The 17645-nt window shown below is 70.0% G+C and carries 16 protein-coding genes; 4 read left to right on the top strand and 12 right to left on the bottom strand.

Annotation, left to right across the window (positions count from 1 at the left end):
* The first annotated feature begins 57 nt into the window (after positions 1-57).
* Positions 58-1059 (top strand): LacI family DNA-binding transcriptional regulator, encoded by a 1002-nt coding sequence (locus tag ACIRBY_RS34325; protein WP_403908147.1) that lies wholly within the window; start codon positions 58-60, stop codon positions 1057-1059.
* A 61-nt stretch (positions 1060-1120) separates the two neighbouring features.
* Here ACIRBY_RS34325 and prcA read toward each other — a convergent pair whose 3' ends face one another.
* The 5 genes from prcA to arc all read right to left on the bottom strand — a co-directional run bounded on the left by prcA (position 1121) and on the right by arc (position 6947).
* On the bottom strand, positions 1121-1885 hold the full coding sequence (prcA, locus tag ACIRBY_RS34320) for a proteasome subunit alpha (protein WP_390689306.1): 765 nt from the start codon (positions 1883-1885) through the stop codon (positions 1121-1123).
* Between the two features lie 40 nt (positions 1886-1925).
* Positions 1926-2765 (bottom strand): proteasome subunit beta, encoded by an 840-nt coding sequence (prcB, locus tag ACIRBY_RS34315; RefSeq protein WP_403908145.1) that lies wholly within the window; start codon positions 2763-2765, stop codon positions 1926-1928.
* Positions 2766-3033: 268 nt separating this feature from the next.
* The gene (locus ACIRBY_RS34310; RefSeq protein WP_042803062.1) at positions 3034-3246 is read right to left on the bottom strand and encodes a ubiquitin-like protein Pup; all 213 of its coding nucleotides are present in this window, start codon (positions 3244-3246) and stop codon (positions 3034-3036) included.
* 174 nt (positions 3247-3420) lie between these two features.
* A complete protein-coding gene (gene dop, locus ACIRBY_RS34305; RefSeq protein WP_403908143.1) occupies positions 3421-4932 on the bottom strand; it encodes a depupylase/deamidase Dop in 1512 nt (503 codons plus the stop codon).
* Positions 4933-5180: 248 nt separating this feature from the next.
* Positions 5181-6947 carry a proteasome ATPase gene (gene arc, locus ACIRBY_RS34300; protein ID WP_042814564.1) on the bottom strand — a complete coding sequence of 589 codons (1767 nt, stop codon included), beginning with the start codon at positions 6945-6947 and terminating at the stop codon, positions 5181-5183.
* Positions 6948-7211: 264 nt separating this feature from the next.
* Between arc and ACIRBY_RS34295 the strand changes: the two genes are divergently transcribed.
* Positions 7212-7532: a ferredoxin gene (locus ACIRBY_RS34295; RefSeq protein ID WP_403908140.1), complete on the top strand. Its 321-nt coding sequence runs from the start codon at positions 7212-7214 to the stop codon at positions 7530-7532.
* 4 nt (positions 7533-7536) lie between these two features.
* Here ACIRBY_RS34295 and ACIRBY_RS34290 read toward each other — a convergent pair whose 3' ends face one another.
* The 3 genes from ACIRBY_RS34290 to ACIRBY_RS34280 form a co-directional block, all read right to left on the bottom strand.
* The gene (locus ACIRBY_RS34290; RefSeq protein WP_403908278.1) at positions 7537-8040 is read right to left on the bottom strand and encodes a hypothetical protein; all 504 of its coding nucleotides are present in this window, start codon (positions 8038-8040) and stop codon (positions 7537-7539) included.
* Positions 8041-8348: 308 nt separating this feature from the next.
* Positions 8349-9245 carry a tRNA (adenine-N1)-methyltransferase gene (locus ACIRBY_RS34285; protein WP_042814566.1) on the bottom strand — a complete coding sequence of 299 codons (897 nt, stop codon included), beginning with the start codon at positions 9243-9245 and terminating at the stop codon, positions 8349-8351.
* Between the two features lie 18 nt (positions 9246-9263).
* Positions 9264-10397 (bottom strand): site-2 protease family protein, encoded by a 1134-nt coding sequence (locus tag ACIRBY_RS34280; RefSeq protein WP_403908276.1) that lies wholly within the window; start codon positions 10395-10397, stop codon positions 9264-9266.
* Positions 10398-10623: 226 nt separating this feature from the next.
* On the opposite strand from ACIRBY_RS34280, the gene ACIRBY_RS34275 reads away from it, so the two are divergent.
* Positions 10624-11502, top strand: a complete 879-nt coding sequence (locus ACIRBY_RS34275) for a RecB family exonuclease (RefSeq protein ID WP_403908138.1) — start codon at positions 10624-10626, stop codon at positions 11500-11502.
* A gap of 61 nt (positions 11503-11563) precedes the next feature.
* Complete coding sequence (locus tag ACIRBY_RS34270; protein ID WP_403908136.1) at positions 11564-12235, top strand: response regulator; 672 nt, start codon at positions 11564-11566, stop codon at positions 12233-12235.
* Between the two features lie 81 nt (positions 12236-12316).
* Here ACIRBY_RS34270 and ACIRBY_RS34265 read toward each other — a convergent pair whose 3' ends face one another.
* The 4 genes from ACIRBY_RS34265 to ACIRBY_RS34250 all read right to left on the bottom strand — a co-directional run.
* Positions 12317-13900, bottom strand: a complete 1584-nt coding sequence (locus tag ACIRBY_RS34265; protein ID WP_403908134.1) for an ABC transporter substrate-binding protein — start codon at positions 13898-13900, stop codon at positions 12317-12319.
* Between the two features lie 71 nt (positions 13901-13971).
* Positions 13972-15576, bottom strand: coding sequence for an ABC transporter substrate-binding protein (locus tag ACIRBY_RS34260; RefSeq protein ID WP_403908132.1), 1605 nt, complete (start codon positions 15574-15576; stop codon positions 13972-13974).
* 479 nt (positions 15577-16055) lie between these two features.
* On the bottom strand, positions 16056-16757 hold the full coding sequence (locus ACIRBY_RS34255) for an HAD family hydrolase (RefSeq protein WP_403908130.1): 702 nt from the start codon (positions 16755-16757) through the stop codon (positions 16056-16058).
* 114 nt (positions 16758-16871) lie between these two features.
* Positions 16872-17645, bottom strand: a 774-nt coding sequence (locus ACIRBY_RS34250; RefSeq protein ID WP_403908128.1) for a vitamin B12 dependent-methionine synthase activation domain-containing protein, incomplete at its 5' end; no start/stop codon positions are given.

Here is a 17645-nt window from a genome sequence, read left to right as displayed (position 1 = left end):
GGGGTCCACCCGGCGGACCGCCCGCACCCGCCCCACCTGGCACTTCAGGAGCCTCCTGTGACGAGACCCACCAGCCGCGACGTCGCCACCGCCGCCGGGGTCTCCCAGGCCACCGTCTCCCTCGTCCTCGGCGACAAGTGGCGCGGCCGCGTCTCCGAGCGCACCGCCGCCCTGGTCCGCGAGGCCGCCTCCACCCTCGGCTACCGGCCCAACCTCGCCGCCCGCAACCTCCGCCTCGGCAGCACCCGCACCGCCCTCCTCGTCGTCCCCGCCCTCACCAACGAGTTCTTCGCCCGCGTCTACACCGGCGCCGCCCGCGTCGCCGCCGCCCACGGCTTCGGCGTCGTCCTCTACCCCTCCCCCGACGGCACCGGCCCCGCCCGCGACCCCTTCGCCTCCGCCCGCGCCGCCCTCGACGGGGTGATCGCCTCCTCCATGGCCGCCGGAGCCCTCGACGCCATCGGCGGCGACGACCTCCCCCTCGTGATGCTCGACAGCGACCCCGGCTCCGGACGAGCCGCCGCCCACGTCAACCTCGCCATGGCCGACGGCGTCCGCCAGGCCGCCGAGCACCTCCTCGCCCACGGCCACCGCCGCTTCCTCCACCTCGCCGCCGACGTCGACACCTGGACCTTCCACATCCGCGCCCGCGCCCTCGCCGCCCTCCTGGGGCCCGGCACCCAGCTGCGCACCGTACGGGCGGGCCTGAGCGTCGACGCCGCCCGCACGGCCATGGAGACGGCCCTCGCGGACCCCGGGGACCGGCCCACCGCCGTCCTCTGCGACGACGACGTCCTGGCCGCCGGCGCCTGCAAGGCCGCCCGCCGCCTGGGCCTGCGCGTCCCCGAGGACCTCTCCGTCACCGGCATCGACGACCTGGGCCTGGCCACCGCCGTGGAACCCGAGCTCACCACCGTCCGGCTCCCCGCCGAGCAGGTCGGCGAACAGGGCATGAACGCCCTCCTCGCCGTCCTCGAGGGCACCCCCTGGACCGCCCCCGACATCCCCGTCGAACTGGTCGTCCGCGACTCCACCGGCCCCGCACCGGCCGGCCCCTGACGCACGAGGGCCCCGGCCCGCCCCCGAGGGGAGCGGACCGGGGCCCCGCGCCGGACCGGGACTACTCGGCGTCGTCCTCCGGCGCCTCGTCGTTCGACACGGCGTCCACCTGGGCCGCCGCCGGCACCTCCGCCTCCAGCAGCCGCGCCAGCTGCCGGCCCCGGATCCGCTTGAACTTGCGCTGCTGGGCCCGCGTACGGTCCAGCACCGCGACCTCCAGCCGCTCGGCCGGGATGGTCTTCTCGGCCCCGTTGGCCTGGCTGGACAGCGCCTGCACCGCCAGCTTCAGCGCCTCGGACAGGTTCATCCCGTCCCGGTGCCGCTGGTCGAGGTAGCTGCTGATCTGCTCGGCGTTGCCGCCGACCGCCACCGAGCCGTGCTCGTCGACGATCGAGCCGTCGTGCGGCAGCCGGTAGATCTGGTCCCCGGCGGCCGTCGCGCCGACCTCCGCCACCACCAGCTCCACCTCGTACGGCTTCTCGCCGGCCGAGGAGAAGATGGTGCCGAGGGTCTGCGCGTAGACGTTGGCCAGCCCACGGGCCGTCACGTCGTCGCGGTCGTAGGTGTATCCGCGCAGGTCGGCGTAGCGCACGCCGCCGATGCGCAGGTTCTCGTACTCGTTGTACTTGCCGGCGGCCGCGAAGCCGATCCGGTCGTAGATCTCGCTGAACTTGTGCAGCGCGCGGGACGGGTTCTCGCCGACGAACACGATGCCGTCGGCGTACTGCAGCACGACGAGGCTGCGTCCGCGGGCGATGCCCTTCCGGGCGTATTCCGCCCGGTCGGCCATGGCCTGCTGGGGTGACACATAGAACGGAGTCGACACCGGTGGTCCGTCCCTTTCTTCTGGGCGACGAGAGGACTGGTCAGAGCAGGGCGGCGCGCGGACCGTCGGGCTCCTGGAGCCGGCGGTCCGTCACCTTGCGGGCGAGCGCCTGCGACTCGTCCTCGTCCAGCCTGCGGAAGCCCTCGTCGGTGATGACGGTGACGATGGGGTAGATGTGGCGGTACAGGTCCGGCCCGCCGGTCGCCGAGTCGTCGTCGGCGGCGTCGTACAGCGCCTGCACGACCAGCGTGGTGGCCTGCTCCTCCGTCAGGTCGGGGCGGTAGAGCTTCTTCATGGAGCCCCGGGCGAAGATGGAGCCGGAACCGGTGGCGGCGTAGCCGTGCTCCTCGGAGCGGCCGCCCGTCACGTCGTAGGAGAAGATCCGGCCCTTCTCCTTGCCCTCGTCGTACCCGGCGAACAGGGGGACGACGGCCAGGCCCTGCATGGCCATGCCCAGATTGCTCCGGATCATGGTCGAGAGCCGGTTCGCCTTGCCCTCCAGCGAAAGGGTCGCCCCCTCCACCTTCTCGAAGTGCTCCAGCTCCAGCTGGAACAGCTTGACCATCTCGACGGCGAGGCCGGCCGTGCCGGCGATGCCCACCGCGGAGTACTCGTCGGCCGGGAACACCTTCTCGATGTCCCGCTGCGCGATCATGTTCCCCATGGTCGCCCGCCGGTCGCCGGCGAGGACGACCCCGCCGGGGAAGGTGGCGGCGACGATGGTCGTCCCGTGCGGGGCCTCGACGATCCCCTCGGGGAGCTTCCGGTTGCCCGGCAGCATCTCGGGCGCGTGCGCGCCCAGGAAGTCCATGAAGGACGACGACCCCGGCGTCAGGAAGGCTGCCGGTAGACGCCCTGTGCCACGAGTGTTGGGTTCCACAGGTTTCCTTCCACGTAAACGGCTGCACGCCCTGTGACGTCCGGCCGATCTTGAACTACGCCCCGGACCCTACCCGTCCGATGATCGTGACCAACCAAGCCGCCCGACGGCGCCGGCGGCCCTCGCCGCCGTACGCCGCCACGCGGTCACGCCATCCGGACCGGGGCCCGCTTCGGGGTAGGTCCCGGCCACCCCCACGACACCGGTCGGTTCTCGTGGATACGCCCCCACCCCAGCAGATGACCTTTGATTCGAAGGTCAATAGACCTTACTGGCCACCCTTTTGCACGAAGGAGCGCACGAAATCCTCGGCGTTCTCCTCTAGCACATCATCGATTTCGTCGAGGACCGAGTCGACGTCGTCGGAGAGCTTCTCCTGCCGCTCCTTGAGGTCGGACTGCGCTTCCGCGGCCTGCTCCTCGACCTCCTCGGTCGAGCGAGTGGCCTTCTGCTGTCCGCCGCCGGTGTCCTTGGTCGCCATGTCTACCTCACCCCGCTCGGTTCGCGCGCTCACACGGAGAGACCCCGGGATTCGGGACCTCTCAAGATCAGACCCTATGCCGGACCCTACAAGGAGGGTCCGACATTCGTCCCCGTACTTCCACAACGTCCGTCTGACTTCATGATTCCCTGACGGGCGGCCTTTCAGGCCCGCTCACTGCCCCGAAAGCACCCGCACCAGGTCCTCCGCCGTACGGCAGCGGTCCAGGAGCTCCTTGACGTGCTTGCGGGTGCCCCGGAGGGGTTCCAGGGTCGGGACCCGCTGGAGGGAGTCGCGGCCCGGGAGGTCGAAGATCACCGAGTCCCAGGAGGCCGCCGCCACGTCGTCCGCGTACTGCTCCAGACAGCGGCCCCGGAAGTACGCCCGGGTGTCCTCCGGGGGCTTGCTCTCGGCCCGCTCGACGTCCGCCTCGTCCAGCAGCCGCCGCATCTTCCCGCGGGCCGCGAGGCGGTTGTACAGCCCCTTCTCGGGCCGCACGTCCGAGTACTGGAGGTCGACCAGGTGCAGCCGCGCCGCGTCCCAGCCGAGTCCGTCGCGCCTGCGGTAGCCCTCCAGGATCTCCCGCTTGGCGATCCAGTCCAGCTCCCCCGCCAGGCTCATCGGGTCGGTCTCCAGCCGGCCCAGCACGTCCTCCCAGCGGCCCAGGACGTCCTTGGTCTGCTCGTCGGCGTCGCTCCCGAACCGCTCGTCCACGTACTTCCTGGCCAGCTCGAAGTACTCCATCTGGAGTTGTACGGCGGTCAGGGTGCGCCCGCTGCGCAGCGTGATCAGGTGCTGGAGGTCCGGGTCGTGGGAGACCTGGTGCAGGGTGCGCACGGGCTGGTCCACGGCCAGGTCCACGCCGATGAACCCGTCTTCGATCATGGCCAGGACCAGCGAGGTCGTGCCCAGCTTGAGGTACGTGGAGATCTCGGAGAGGTTCGCGTCGCCGATGATCACGTGGAGCCGGCGGTACTTCTCCGCGTCCGAGTGGGGCTCGTCGCGGGTGTTGATGATGGGGCGCTTGAGGGTGGTCTCCAGCCCGACCTCGACCTCGAAGTAGTCCGCGCGCTGGCTGATCTGGAAGCCGTGCTCGCGCCCGTCCTGCCCGATGCCGACCCGGCCGGCGCCGGTGACGACCTGGCGGGAGACGAAGAAGGGCGTCAGGTGGCGCACGATGTCCGAGAAGGGGGTCTCCCGCTTCATCAGGTAGTTCTCGTGCGTGCCGTAGGAGGCGCCCTTGTTGTCGGTGTTGTTCTTGTAGAGGTGGATGGGCTGCGCGCCGGGCAGCTGGGCGGCCCGCTCGGCGGCCTCGGCCATGATGCGCTCGCCGGCCTTGTCCCAGAGCACCGCGTCGAGGGGGTTGGTGACCTCCGGCGAGCTGTACTCGGGGTGCGCGTGGTCGACGTAGAGCCGCGCGCCGTTGGTGAGGATGACGTTGGCGAGGCCGATGTCCTCGTCGGTGAGCTGGCTGCTGTCGGCGGCCTCGCGGGCGAGGTCGAAGCCGCGGGCGTCCCGCAGCGGGTTCTCCTCCTCGAAGTCCCAGCGGGCGCGTCGCGCCCGGTGCATCGCCGCCGCGTAGGCGTTGACGATCTGGGACGAGGTGAGCATGGCATTGGCGTTCGGGTGCCCCGGGACGGAGATCCCGTACTCCGTCTCGATCCCCATTACTCGCCGTACGGTCATGCGGCCCTCCTTGCCCGGCGGCGCTCCCGTTCGGGGGCGGCGCTCAAGTACCGCTGGTGCTCCGGTGCGTCATGTGCGGTGCCCGTCCCGCACTGCGCGACCGGCGGTACGGAAGAGCCTAGAACCACTCCGCGCTGGCGGGGAGATCATTTCAGTCATTGACTTCGCCTTGTCACGGCCGGAAAAGGCGGGCGGTAAAACAGGCGGCCGCGAATGCCCCGTGAGGCACCCGCAGCCGCCTCGGACCGTCAGAGGTACTGACCGGTATTCGCCACCGTGTCGATGGAGCGTCCGGTGTCGGCGCCCTGCTTTCCGGTGACGAGGGTGCGGATGAATACGATCCGCTCGCCCTTCTTTCCGGAGATCCGGGCCCAGTCGTCCGGGTTGGTGGTGTTCGGCAGGTCCTCGTTCTCCTTGAACTCGTCCACGCAGGCCTGGAGGAGGTGGGAGACCCGAAGGCCCTTCTGGTTGTGTTCGAGGAAGGCCTTGATGGCCATCTTCTTCGCCCGGTCGACGATGTTCTGGATCATCGCTCCGGAGTTGAAGTCCTTGAAGTAGAGGACTTCCTTGTCGCCGTTGGCGTACGTGACCTCGAGGAAGCGGTTTTCCTCGCTTTCCGCGTACATCTGCTCGACGACGGTCTGGATCATGCTGTGGACGGCCACGTCGGGCGAGCCCGAGTGCTCGCTCAGGTCGTCCGTGTGCAGCGGCAGCGAGGCCTTGAGGTACTTCGCGAAGATGTCCTTCGCGGCCTCGGCGTCCGGGCGCTCGATCTTGATCTTCACGTCGAGGCGGCCGGGCCGCAGGATCGCCGGGTCGATCATGTCCTCGCGGTTCGAGGCGCCGATGACGATGACGTTCTCCAGGCCCTCCACACCGTCGATCTCGGCGAGCAGCTGCGGGACGATGGTGTTCTCCACGTCCGAGCTGACGCCGGACCCGCGGGTGCGGAAGAGGGACTCCATCTCGTCGAAGAAGACGATGACGGGGGTGCCCTCGCTGGCCTTCTCACGAGCGCGCTGGAAGACGAGGCGGATGTGCCGCTCGGTCTCGCCGACGTACTTGTTGAGGAGCTCGGGGCCCTTGATGTTCAGGAAGTAGGACTTGCCCGCCGCCTGTCCGGTGACCTCCGCGACCTTCTTGGCAAGGGAGTTGGCGACGGCCTTGGCGATGAGCGTCTTGCCGCATCCGGGCGGGCCGTAGAGCAGGATGCCCTTCGGGGGCCGCAGTTCGTGCTCCTTGAAGAGGTCCGGGTAGAGGTAGGGGAGCTCGACCGCGTCGCGGATCAGCTCGATCTGGTCGCCCAGGCCGCCGATCTTGTCGTAGTCGATGTCCGGGACCTCTTCGAGGACGAGGTCCTCGACCTCGCTCTTGGGGACCACCTCGTACACGTAGCCGGAGCGCGGTTCGAGCAGGAGGGCGTCGCCGGGGCGGATGGTGATGTCCAGGAGCGGCTCGGCGAGCCTCACCACCCTCTCCTCGTCGGTGTGCCCGACCACCAGGGCGCGCTCGCCGTCCTCGAGGATCTCCTTGAGGGTGACGATGTCCCCGGCCCGCTCGAATTCCATGGCCTCGACCACGTTGAGCGCCTCGTTGAGCATGACCTCCTGGCCGCGCCGGAGCTCCTCCGGGTCGACGCTGGGGCTGACGTTCACGCGGAGCTTGCGGCCGCCGGTGAAGATGTCGACGGTGCCGTCCTCGTTCGCCTGAAGGAAGACACCGAAGCCGGCCGGCGGCTGCGCGAGCCGGTCGACTTCCTCTTTGAGGGCCACGATCTGGTCCCGGGCCTCACGGAGGGTGTTCGCCAGTCGTTCGTTCTGGGCGGAGACGCCTGCCAGATTCGTCTGGAGCTCGACGATCCGCTCTTCGAGAATCCTCGTGTGACGCGGAGAGTCGGCGAGCTTGCGGCGCAGGACGGCGATTTCCTGCTCGAGATAGGCAACCTGGCCAGCGGGGTCCTCAGACCCTCGCCCGGGCCGGATGCCGCGGTTGATGTCGTCGTCGTGGGCTGCCACGGTCCTCACCTCCTCCAAGGGGAGCTGGACGCTTCCTGACCCTACCTGGGCTGGTGGTGATTGAAACCCCTAGATCACAAAGACGGTAGGGGTGTGTCCGATCTTCACCCTTGCGTACTCCCTCACGCCAGGGAAATACCCACCCTTCAACATCGGAAAGCAGCCGGTTGTAAGGTCGAAGCGTTCAACACCCGTCCGGGCCCGCGCGACTTGCCGAGAGCCGCCTCCGGTACGGATCGATCAGAGCAGGGAACGGCAGGAGATATGACCGTGCAGCAGGAGGCCCCGACGGGCGGCGCCGGCGGGACCGGAGAGCCGCTGGAGGTCTGGATCGACCAGGACCTCTGCACCGGGGACGGGATCTGCGTCCAGTACGCCCCGGAGGTGTTCGAGCTGGACATCGACGGTCTGGCGTACGTGAAGAGCCCCGAGGACGAGCTCCTCGTGGAGGCGGGAGCGACGACTCCGGTTCCCCTGCCGCTGCTCCAGGACGTGGTCGACTCGGCCCGTGAGTGCCCGGGCGACTGCATCCACGTAAGGCGCGTTTCGGACGGGGTCGAGGTGTACGGCCCCGACGCCGAGTGACGGTTCAAACACGCCCGGCGGTCGAGTCCGTAAGCTCCTGGCGGAATTTCCCGCCGGTCCAGCGCCACTTGGCGAACTGCTTGACGTCGGGGCTGTAGCGGGGCACGGACGGCGAGGAGTAGCCCAGCAGGCTCGCCGTGACGACCCGGTCGCGCACGGTCAGGTCGGTGGCCGTACGGCGCTGGGCGGGGTCGAGCAGGGTGGCCACGACGCGGGGCGGGGCCCCGGGTGCGGCCTCCCGCGTCAGGACGTAGATCGCGTGGGGCGGGGTGCCGGAGCCGGCGTCGCAGCGTACGGCCGCCACCGTCTCGGGGCGGTCGTCTCCGTCGAGGTCGCCCTCCGCGGTGGCGGTGACGAGGTGCGGGGCGCCCTTGCAGTCGAGGGGGTACGCGGCCGCGTGGGCGTCGGGTGCGGCGGCCCGCGGGCCCTTGGCGGGCTCGGGGGCGGGGGTGGCCCCGGTGGCCCGGTCGGGCTGGAGCAGGCCCGCGCCGGCTATGACGGCCGCCATGGCGGTGGCCGTCGCGACCCAGTGGACGGGCTTGGCGCGGCGGTGCGCGAGACCCTCGGGCGACAGGTCTTCCAACGACGGGGCGTGGCCGGTGGGGCTGTGCGTCACGCGGGCTGTCTCCTGTACGAAGGGTGACGGTGAGCCAGCATCGTGCCACACCTCACACCGCGGTGGAACGGCCGGGTCCGCACCGGTCGGCGCGGGCAACGAAAAGGCGCTGTGGCGCAGTTCCGGGAGCTCTTCCGGGAACTGCGCCACAGCGCTTTCGTGTTGGGTCCGCCGCCCCGGGCCGGGGCGGCGGGGAGGGGCTAGGCGGAGCGGTCGCTGCCGGGGCCCTCGTAGTCCTCGCCGTAGGCGCCCTTGGCGGGGCGGCGGCGGCGCATGGGGGGCTCGACGCCGTCCGCGAGGCGGCGGGCGGTGACGAGGAAGCCGGTGTGGCCGATCATCCGGTGGTCCGGGCGGACGGCGAGGCCTTCCACGTGCCAGTTGCGGATCATCGATTCCCAGGGCTGCGGCTCGGCGAAGCAGCCGATCTCGCGGATGGACTCGACGGTCTTGGACAGCTGGGTGGTGGTGGCCACGTAGCAGCAGAGGATGCCGCCGGGGACGAGGGCCTTCTTGACCGCCTCCAGGCACTCCCAGGGGGCGAGCATGTCGAGGATGACGCGGTCGACGTCGGTCTCGTCCAGGTTGTCCTGGAGGTCGCCCACGGTCAGCTTCCACGCCGGGTGGGGGCCGCCGAAGTAGCGTTCGACGTTGGCGGTGGCGATCTCGGCGAAGTCCGCGCGGCGCTCGTAGCTGTGGAGCATGCCCTGGTCGCCGATGGCGCGCAGCAGGAAGCTGCTCAGGGAGCCGGAGCCCACTCCCGCCTCCACGACGCGGGCGCCGGGGAAGATGTCGGCGAAGGCCAGGATCTGGCCCGCGTCCTTGGGGTAGACCACGGCGGCGCCGCGGGGCATGGACAGGACATAGTCGGGGAGCAGGGGGCGCAGCGCGAGGTAGGCGACGTTGCCGGTGGTGCGGACAACGCTGCCCTCGGGAGCGCCGATCAGCTCGTCGTGCGGGAAGGAACCCTTGTGGGTGTGGAAGTTCTTCCCGGCTTCGAGCGTGAACGTGTAGTGGCGGCCCTTGGGGTCGGTCAGCTGTACCTGGTCCCCGACCTCGAAGGGCCCGCGTCGGCGGGCGGCACCGGTCGGTTCGGACATGTGACCAGTGTATTGGCTTCAGGACTGGGGCCGCGCCATGGCCTTCACGAAGGCCTTCTCGACGTCGAGGGTGGACAGGACGCCGTAGATCTGGCCGCTCTTCTCGACGACGAGGTACTCGGTGGCGGGGGTGGTGCGGAGGTGGTCGAGGAGTTCCTCGCCGGTGAGCTCCGCCGAAACCTTCATCCCGTCGGTGAGGTCCTGGGCGAGGGTGCTGACGGCGACCCACGGCCGGCGGTGTTCGGGGACGGAGGCGATGGCGGTCTCGCGGACGATGGCGGTGGGGTCGCCCTGGCCGTCGACGACGACGAGGGCGCGGGCTCCGGCTTCGTTGGCGCGGCGCAGGGCCTCGGAGAGGGGGGTGGCGCTCTGGACGGGGATGGCGCGCCGGGTGAGGGTGCGGGCCCGCAGCTCGGGAAGGTGTTCGCGCAGGCGGGCCATGCGCAGGCTGTTGCCGGCGCCGGTCCAGATGATCGCGGCGAGGATGGCGGCGAGCAGGGCGTCCATGACGGTGTCCATGCCGCCGATGTCCTGGGGCGGGTTGCCGAGGACGCCGGTCTGGGTGATCAGGGGCAGGCCGAGCAGGACGGTGACGGCGAGGGCGCGGCCGACCCAGGCGGCGGCGACGGTGCCGGTCATGGGTTTGCCGGTGAGGCCCCAGATGAGGGCGCGGAGCATGCGGCCGCCGTCGAGGGGGAGGCCGGGGAGCAGGTTGAAGGCGGCGACGAGCAGGTTGGAGACCATCAGGCCGGCGAGGAGGACGCCGGGGACGCTGGCGGGGTCGACGGCCTTCATGCCGAGGTAGAAGATCCCGGCGAGGACGAGCGAGAGGAGGGGGCCGACGAAGGCGAGGACGAATTCGCGGCCGGGGGTCTCGGACTCCTTCTCGATCTCGGAGACACCGCCGAAGAACTGCAGCTGGATGCGGCGCACGGGGAGCCTGAAGCGGAGTGCGGCGACCGTGTGGGCGAGTTCGTGGACGAGGACGGAGGCGTAGAACGCGACGGCGAAGAAGAGGGAGACGAGGTAGCGGGCCGGGCCGAGGTCGGGCAGGATCCGGTCGAGCTGGTCGCCGAAGACCCAGGTGATGAGGGCGGCGACGAGGAACCAGCTGGGCGAGACGTAGACGGGTACGCCGAAGGGGCGGCCCATGAGGATGCCGCCGCCCGGGTCGGAGCGCTTGGCGGGGCGCTCGCCGGATTCGTCGGTGTCTGCCACGGCTGTCCTTCGTTCGGTGCGTGTGCTTCCAGTGTGGTCCACGTCGTGGGGGTGGCGGCGTGGGGCTGTCGCGCGGTGTGATGCTCCGATCATGCAGGGCGATGGGCCCGGAGTCGATGGTATGCGCGTGCTGTCGGTCCCGGGTCGTAGGGTTTTACGCATGACGACGATCCCCGGCGCCGGTTCCGCCGACGCTTCCCCGGGTGCCGCCCGGCCCGCCTCGCTGTCGCCTTCGCGGGCGGGCGACTTCATGCAGTGCCCGCTGCTCTACCGGTTCCGGGTGATCGACCGGCTGCCGGAGAAGCCGAGTGCGGCGGCGACGCGGGGGACGCTGGTGCACGCGGTGCTTGAGCGCCTGTTCGACCATCCGGCGGCGGAGCGGACGGCACCGCGGGCGAAGGCGCTGCTGCCGGGGCAGTGGGAGAGGCTGCTGGAGGCGAAGCCGGAGCTGGCGGAGCTGTTCCCGGCGGAGGACGGGGGCGCGGGGCTGGCGGCCTGGCTGTCCGGGGCCGAGGCGCTGGTGGAGCGCTGGTTCACGCTGGAGGACCCGACGCGGCTGGAGCCGGTGGAGCGGGAGTTCTTCGTGGAGACGGAGCTGGAGTCGGGGCTGCGGCTGCGCGGGATCATCGACCGGGTGGACGTGGCGCCGACGGGCGAGGTGCGGATCGTCGACTACAAGACGGGCAAGGCGCCGCGGCCGGAGTACGCCGAGGGCGCGCTGTTCCAGATGAAGTTCTACGCGCTGGTGGTGTGGCGGCTGAAGGGCGTGGTGCCGCGGCGGCTCCAGCTGGTGTACCTGGGCAGCGGGGACGTGCTGACGTACGACCCGGTGGTGGCGGACCTGGAGCGGGTGGAGCGCAAGCTGCACGCGCTGTGGGAGGCGATCTCGGAGGCGACGGAGACGGGCGACTGGCGGCCCCGGCCGACGAAGCTGTGCGGCTGGTGCGACCACCAGGCGGTGTGTCCGGAGTTCGGCGGCACTCCCCCGGTGTATCCGCTGGAGGTCGTCCCGCGGCCCGGCCGCCCGGAGGGTTCCTGACCTCGCGGTCAGGGCAGAATGGGCGGCGCCGAAGCCGTCCGACGAATACGAGGTAGTTCCCGTGGCGATCCGCGTCCTGCTGGTCGACGACCAGCCACTGCTGCGCACCGGCTTCCGGATGATCCTGGAGGCGGAGCAGGACCTGGTGGTGGTGGGTGAGGCCGGGGACGGTCTGCAGGCGCTGGAGCAGGTGCGGGCGCTGCAGCCGGACGTGGTGCTGATGGACATCCGGATGCCGCGGATGGACGGGGTCGAGGCGACCCGGCAGATCACGGGTCCGGAGCGGAACGGTCCGGCGAAGGTGCTGGTGCTGACCACCTTCGACCTGGACGAGTACGTGGTGGAGGCGCTGCGGGCGGGGGCGAGCGGCTTCCTGCTGAAGGACGCCCCGGCCCATGAGCTGGTGCAGGCGATCCGGGTGGTGGCGGCGGGCGAGGCGATGCTGGCGCCGAGCATCACGCGCCGGCTGCTGGACAAGTACGCGGGCCATCTGCCGTCGGGCGAGGAGACCGTCCCGGACGTGCTGGGGACGCTGACCGAGCGCGAGGTCGAGGTGCTGAAGCTGGTGGCCCGGGGGCTGTCGAACGCGGAGATCGCGGCGGACCTGTTCGTGAGCGAGACGACGGTGAAGACGCACGTGGGCCACGTGCTGACGAAGCTGGGCCTGCGCGACCGGGTGCAGGCGGCGGTGTACGCGTACGAGAGCGGCCTGGTGCGGCCGGGCGCGCAGTAGGCGCCGCGTCCGGATACGGGTCCGCCCCGGCACCCTCGCGGGTGCCGGGGCGGAGCCGTATGCGCCGTGCCGGGGGCGGTCTCAGCCCTTGCTGATCTCCCAGAAGCGGAAGACCGTGGAGGCGTCCAGGGACCACTGGAGGCCGGTGACGTTCTGGCGGGCGACGGCGTACTGCTTGCTCTGCCAGAGCGGGAGGAGCGGGAGCTCGTCCGCGACGATGTCCTGGAGACGGGTGTAGTCCGTGTTGGCCGCGGTGCGGTCGGACTTGGTGTTGGTCGTCGGGATGATGGTCCCGCTGATCTCCTTGTTGTCGTAGTTGTTCTGCAGGACGTTGTCCGGCCCGAAGAACGGCTGCGTGAAGTTGTCGGCGTCCGGGTAGTCGGGGACCCAGCCCTTGACGTAGACGCCGTACTTGCCGGCCTTGATGTCCTTCTCGTACTGCTCGAACTCGACGGACTTCACGTCGGCGTCGAACAGGCCGCTCTCGTTGAGCTGCTTGGCGATGACCTGGAACTGCTGGTCGGTGGAGGGGCCGTAACGGGTCGGCGTGCTGTACAGCGTCAGCTTGATCTTGCCGCTGATGTTGGCGGCCTTGAGGACGGCCTTGGCCTTCTCCAGCTGGGGGCTGCCGCCGTAGCGGTCGAAGAAGGGGGTGGTGTGTCCGGCGATGCCCGCCGGGACGATCGAGTACAGCGGGACGGCGGTGCCGGAGTACACGTCCTTGACGAGGGCCTCGCGGTCGATGAGGTACGCGATGGCCTTGCGGACGGGGAGCTTGCCGACGACCGGGTCGCTGACGTTGAAGACCATGTGCTGGACTTCGGCGCCGGTGCCCTGGACGACGTCGACCTTGTTGTCACCGGTCTTGGTCGCGGCGAGGCCGGCGATGTCCTTGGCGGCGAGGCCGCGGAAGGCGAAGTCGACGTCCCCGCTCTCCAGGACGGTCTTGAGGCCGGCCTGGTCGCCGTTGAAGAACTTCAGCGTGACGCCGGTGTTCTTGGCCTTGGCCTTGCCGCTGTAGGACTCGTTGACCGAGAAGTTGGCGCTCTTCTCGCTGAAGGCGTCCAGCTTGTAGACGCCGGAGCCGATCGCCTTGTTGTCGGAGCGCAGCTTGTCGGCCGGGTATTCGGCGTGGTCGACGATGGCGCCCGCGCCCGACGCGATCTTGCTGGGGAAGGTCGCGTCGGGCGTCTTCAGCTTGAAGACGACGGTCTTCTCGTCGGGGGCGTCGATGCTCGCGATGGAGGCGAGCATGACGGCCGGGCCGTTGGGGTCGTTGATCTTCAGCGTGCGCTCGAAGGAGAACTTGACGTCCTTCGAGGTGAGGCTGTGGCCGTTGCTGAACTTCAGGCCGGAGCGCAGGGTGCACTTGTACACCTTGCTGTCACCGCCCTCGAAGTTGCAGGCCTGCGCGGCGTCGGGCTCGGGCGTGGTGCCGCCCTTGGGGAAGCTCAGCAGCGACTGGAAGACGTTGTTGAAGAGCAGCCAGGAGCCCGGGTCGTAGCCGGAGGCCGGGTCGGTGGACTTCACCTTGTCGGATATGCCCATGACCACGCCCTTGCCGTCGCCGGCGGCCGAGCCGTCCTGCGAACCGCAGCCGCTGAGCAGGGCGGCGGCGGTCGCCGCCCCGAGCGGGGCCACCAGCCACTGGTTACGTCTCTTCACGCGATGTCCTTCACAGTTCTTGTCTGATCGTTGCGCCGGCCTGCGACGTCCGCCGCCGGTTGCTGCCGGTCTCAGCCGCTGACACCCCGGCCGAGCTCCCACAGCTGGAGGTCGGAGATGGCGTTGACCGACCATTCCACTCCGGTGATCCCGTCGCGTGCGGCGACGTACTGCTTGCCCTGCCACAGGGGCAGGACGGGCACGTCCTCGGCGACGATGTCCTGCATCTCCGTGATCGCGGGGACGGCGACGCTGCGGTCGGCGGCCTTGCGGGACTCGGGGATGAGCTTGGTGCGCACCGTGTTGTTGGCGTACGGCGTGCCCAGGAAGTTGTCCTGCTCCAGGAACGGGGCGAGGAAGTTGTCGGCGTCCGGGAAGTCGGGGAACCAGCCGAGCCCGTAGGCGGCGTAGTCGCCCTTCTTCTGCGCCGGGCGGAAGTCGCCCCACTCGTTGCCCTGGACGCTGACGTCGAAGAGCTGGGTGGAGTTCAGCTGGGCCTTGAGGGCCGCGAACTCGGCCGCGGTGCCGTCGCCGTAGTGGTCGCTGGTGTAGTTCAGCGTCAGCTTGACGGGCGTCTTGATCCCGGCGGCCTTCAGCAGGTCGGCGGCCTTGGCGGTGTTGGCCTCGCCGTACTTGTTGAAGAAGGAGTTGACGTGCCCGGTGACGGTGGTGGGGACCAGCGAGTACAGGGGCTGCGCGGACTTCCCGTAGACCTTGGAGATGACGTTGTTGCGGTCGACGGCGGCGGCGAGGGCCTGGCGGACGGCCTTCTCCTTGGTGACCGGGGCGTCGGTGTTGAAGCCGATGTAGCGGATCTCCAGGCCCGGCATGGGGACGAGCTTGACGCCCTTGGGGGGCTTGGCCGAGAGCTCGGTGATCTGGGCCGGGGAGAGCGTGCGGGAGACCATGCTGATGGAGCCGTCGGAGAGCGCCTTGGTGGCGGCCGCCGAGTCGGCGAAGGTGCGCAGTTCGACCTTGTCGTTCTGCAGCTTGATGTCGCCCTTGTAGTTCGGGTTCTTGCTGAAGACGGCCCGGACGAGGTGGTTGTCCTTGACCTCGGCCTTCATCGTGTACGGGCCGGAGCCGTCGACGGCGAAGCCGGTGCGCAGCTTCTTGGCCTCGTAGTTCTTCTCGCTGACGATGCCGGCGGCGGGGGTGGAGAGCTTGTACGGGAAGGTCGCGTCGGGGGTCTTCAGGTGGAAGACGACGGTGTCGGCGCCCTTGACCTCGACGGTGTCGAGGGTGGAGAGGAGGGCGGAGGGGCCGTTCTCGTCCTTGATGGCCCGGACCCGGTCGATGGAGAACTTGACGTCCTTCGCGGTGAGCGGGTCGCCGTTGGCGAACTTCAGGCCCGGCCGCAGGGTGCAGCGGTAGCTCTCGTCGTCGTTGTCGGTGAAGCGGCAGTCGGAGGCCGCTTCGGGGACGGGCTGGCCGCCGCCGCGCGGGGTGTGCATCAGCGTCTGGACGGTCTGGCGCAGGACGTTCCAGGTGGTGGCGTCGTACGCGTAGGCGGGGTCGAACGGGGCGGGGGCGTAGTCGGCTGCCTCGAACCGGTCGGTGGTGCCGACGACGATCGCTCCGGACCCTGCTCCGTTTCCACTCGCGCTGCCGCAAGCGGACAGCGCGGGGGTGAGCAGGCCGATCGCGGCCGTCAGCACCATGGTCTTGCGGTTCATGCTGGAAGTACTCCCTCACCCGGCACTTGTTAAGCGGCGTAGAGGGCACTTCGCGGCGGTCGCCCGTTCAGGGCGGAACGATCGGGCCGGTGTTTGACGATCGGTCCACGCGCGTGCCGGTGCAAGGGTGTGCGGCCGGTACGGCAGAGGTGCGTGCGGAGTGCCCGCGTCGACATTAGTGGCCCGGGACGGGGTGGCTGGAACCAGTGGCGGAGGGGGCGTAATCGCACTGTGATGGGTGCGGACTGACCGCTTACGCCGGAGTCTTCGCAGATGGTGTCAGGAGATGATCAATCCGGACACATGGGAAGCCCCTGGAGGCTCGGGGCAGGTCCGGCGAAGGCTGCGCGGGTGACCAAAGTCACCCGCTCCCGCCCACATCATCGGGATGGAATTTCGGCCTCCGGGGGCGTGCACGGAAGATCCTTCCGCGAGACCGGGGACTGGCCCCGGTTCCGTTCGGCACTGAGGGTGTGCTCTCAGTTCATCGGAGTGATGAGGGAGCGCAGGAAGGCAAGGTCCACGTCCTCCAGCGAGCGCACGACGGTCCGGCCGGGGGCGGGCTCGATCAGGCCGACGGAGGGCACGGCCACGACCTGGCAGCCGGCCGCCTCGGCGGCGGCCACTCCGGTGGCGGTGTCCTCGATGACGGCGCACCGCGAGGGGTGTGCGCCCAGGCTGCTCGCGGCGAACAGGTACGGGTCCGGGTGGGGCTTCGTCCGGGGGACCTCGTCGCCGGCGACCGTCAGGTGGAAGCGGTCGCGGCCCAGGGTGAGCAGGACCTGGTCGATGACCCGGCGGTGCGAGGCGGAGACGAGGGCGGTGGGCACGTTGTGCCGGGCCAGCTCGCTCAGGAGCCGCTCGGCGCCGGGCATGAGGGGGACCTGTTCGGCGATGCGGGCCTCGAAGCGCTCGTTGAGCAGGACGCTCAGCTCGGCGAGGCCGATGTCGGCGCCGGTCGCCTCGATCAGGAAGGCCGCGCTGCGGCTCATGGGGCCGCCGACGACGATGTCGCGCCAGGCCTCGTCGAGGGGGTGGCCGAGCTCGTGGAAGATCTGGGCCTCGATCTCCCACCAGAAGCCCTCGGTGTCGACGAGGGTGCCGTCCATGTCGAGCAGCACCGCCTGGAGGGCGTGCCCGTCGGCCGTGCGGACGACGGGGGCGGGAACGGTGCTGGTCATGCGTACGCCTCTCTCCGGGGACGACGAGGCCGGTCACCTCGTGCCCGCGCGGGGCATCCCCTCGGGGACAGGTGACCGGCCTGTTTGGGACCGACCAGTGTACGCCGGTACGTGTCAGCGTGCGTTGAAATACTTCGCTTCGGGGTGGTGGATGACCAGAGCGTCGGTGGACTGCTCGGGGTGGAGCTGGAACTCCTCGGAGAGGTGGACGCCGATCCGCTCCGGCTGGAGGAGGTCGGCGATCTTCGCTCGGTCCTCCAGGTCGGGGCAGGCGCCGTAGCCCAGGGAGAAGCGGGCGCCCCGGTACTTGAGGTCGAACATGTCCTCGATGGCCGCCGGATCCTCGGCGCCGAAGCCGAGCTCGGCGCGGACCCGGGCGTGCCAGTACTCGGCGAGGGCCTCGGCCAGCTGGACGGACAGCCCGTGCAGCTCCAGGTACTCGCGGTAGGAGTCGGACTCGAAGAGCTTGGCCGTGGCCTCGCCGATCTTCGAACCGACGGTGACCACCTGGAGGCCGATGACGTCGGTCTCGCCGGACTCCTCCGGGCGGAAGAAGTCCGCGAGGCACAGGCGGCGGCCCCGGCGCTGGCGCGGGAAGGTGAACCGGGTCCGCTCGTGGCCCTGGTCGTCCAGGATGATCAGGTCGTCGCCCTTGGAGACGCAGGGGAAGTAGCCGTAGACCACGGCCGCCTCCAGGAGGTTCTCGGTGTGCAGCTTCTCCAGCAGGCCGCGCAGGCGCGGACGGCCCTCACTCTCGACGAGCTCCTCGTAGGTGGCCCCGCCGGCGCGGGCCTGCTTGAGGCCCCACTGGCCCTTGAACAGCGCGCCCTCGTCCAGCCAGGAGGCGTAGTCCTTGAGCGGGATGCCCTTGACGACCCGGGTCCCCCA

This window comes from Streptomyces sp. NPDC096136 (assembly GCF_044763325.1).
Lineage (GTDB): Bacteria > Actinomycetota > Actinomycetes > Streptomycetales > Streptomycetaceae > Streptomyces.
Note: the sequence above shows the minus strand (reverse complement) of the source record. Positions and strands in the feature narration are given on the sequence as shown.

Bases quoted from the DNA above. Each gene is read 5' to 3' on its own strand.
- ACIRBY_RS34295 (WP_403908140.1), top strand. From the start codon at position 7,212: ATGACCGTGCAGCAGGAGGCCCCGACGGGCGGCGCCGGCGGGACCGGA.
- ACIRBY_RS34275 (WP_403908138.1), top strand. From the start codon at position 10,624: ATGACGACGATCCCCGGCGCCGGTTCCGCCGACGCTTCCCCGGGTGCC.
- ACIRBY_RS34260 (WP_403908132.1), bottom strand. From the start codon at position 15,576: ATGAACCGCAAGACCATGGTGCTGACGGCCGCGATCGGCCTGCTCACC.
- ACIRBY_RS34310 (WP_042803062.1), bottom strand. From the start codon at position 3,246: ATGGCGACCAAGGACACCGGCGGCGGACAGCAGAAGGCCACTCGCTCG.
- dop (WP_403908143.1), bottom strand. From the start codon at position 4,932: ATGACCGTACGGCGAGTAATGGGGATCGAGACGGAGTACGGGATCTCC.
- ACIRBY_RS34280 (WP_403908276.1), bottom strand. From the start codon at position 10,397: ATGGGCCGCCCCTTCGGCGTACCCGTCTACGTCTCGCCCAGCTGGTTC.
- ACIRBY_RS34255 (WP_403908130.1), bottom strand. From the start codon at position 16,757: ATGACCAGCACCGTTCCCGCCCCCGTCGTCCGCACGGCCGACGGGCAC.
- ACIRBY_RS34290 (WP_403908278.1), bottom strand. From the start codon at position 8,040: ATGGCGGCCGTCATAGCCGGCGCGGGCCTGCTCCAGCCCGACCGGGCC.
- ACIRBY_RS34285 (WP_042814566.1), bottom strand. From the start codon at position 9,245: ATGTCCGAACCGACCGGTGCCGCCCGCCGACGCGGGCCCTTCGAGGTC.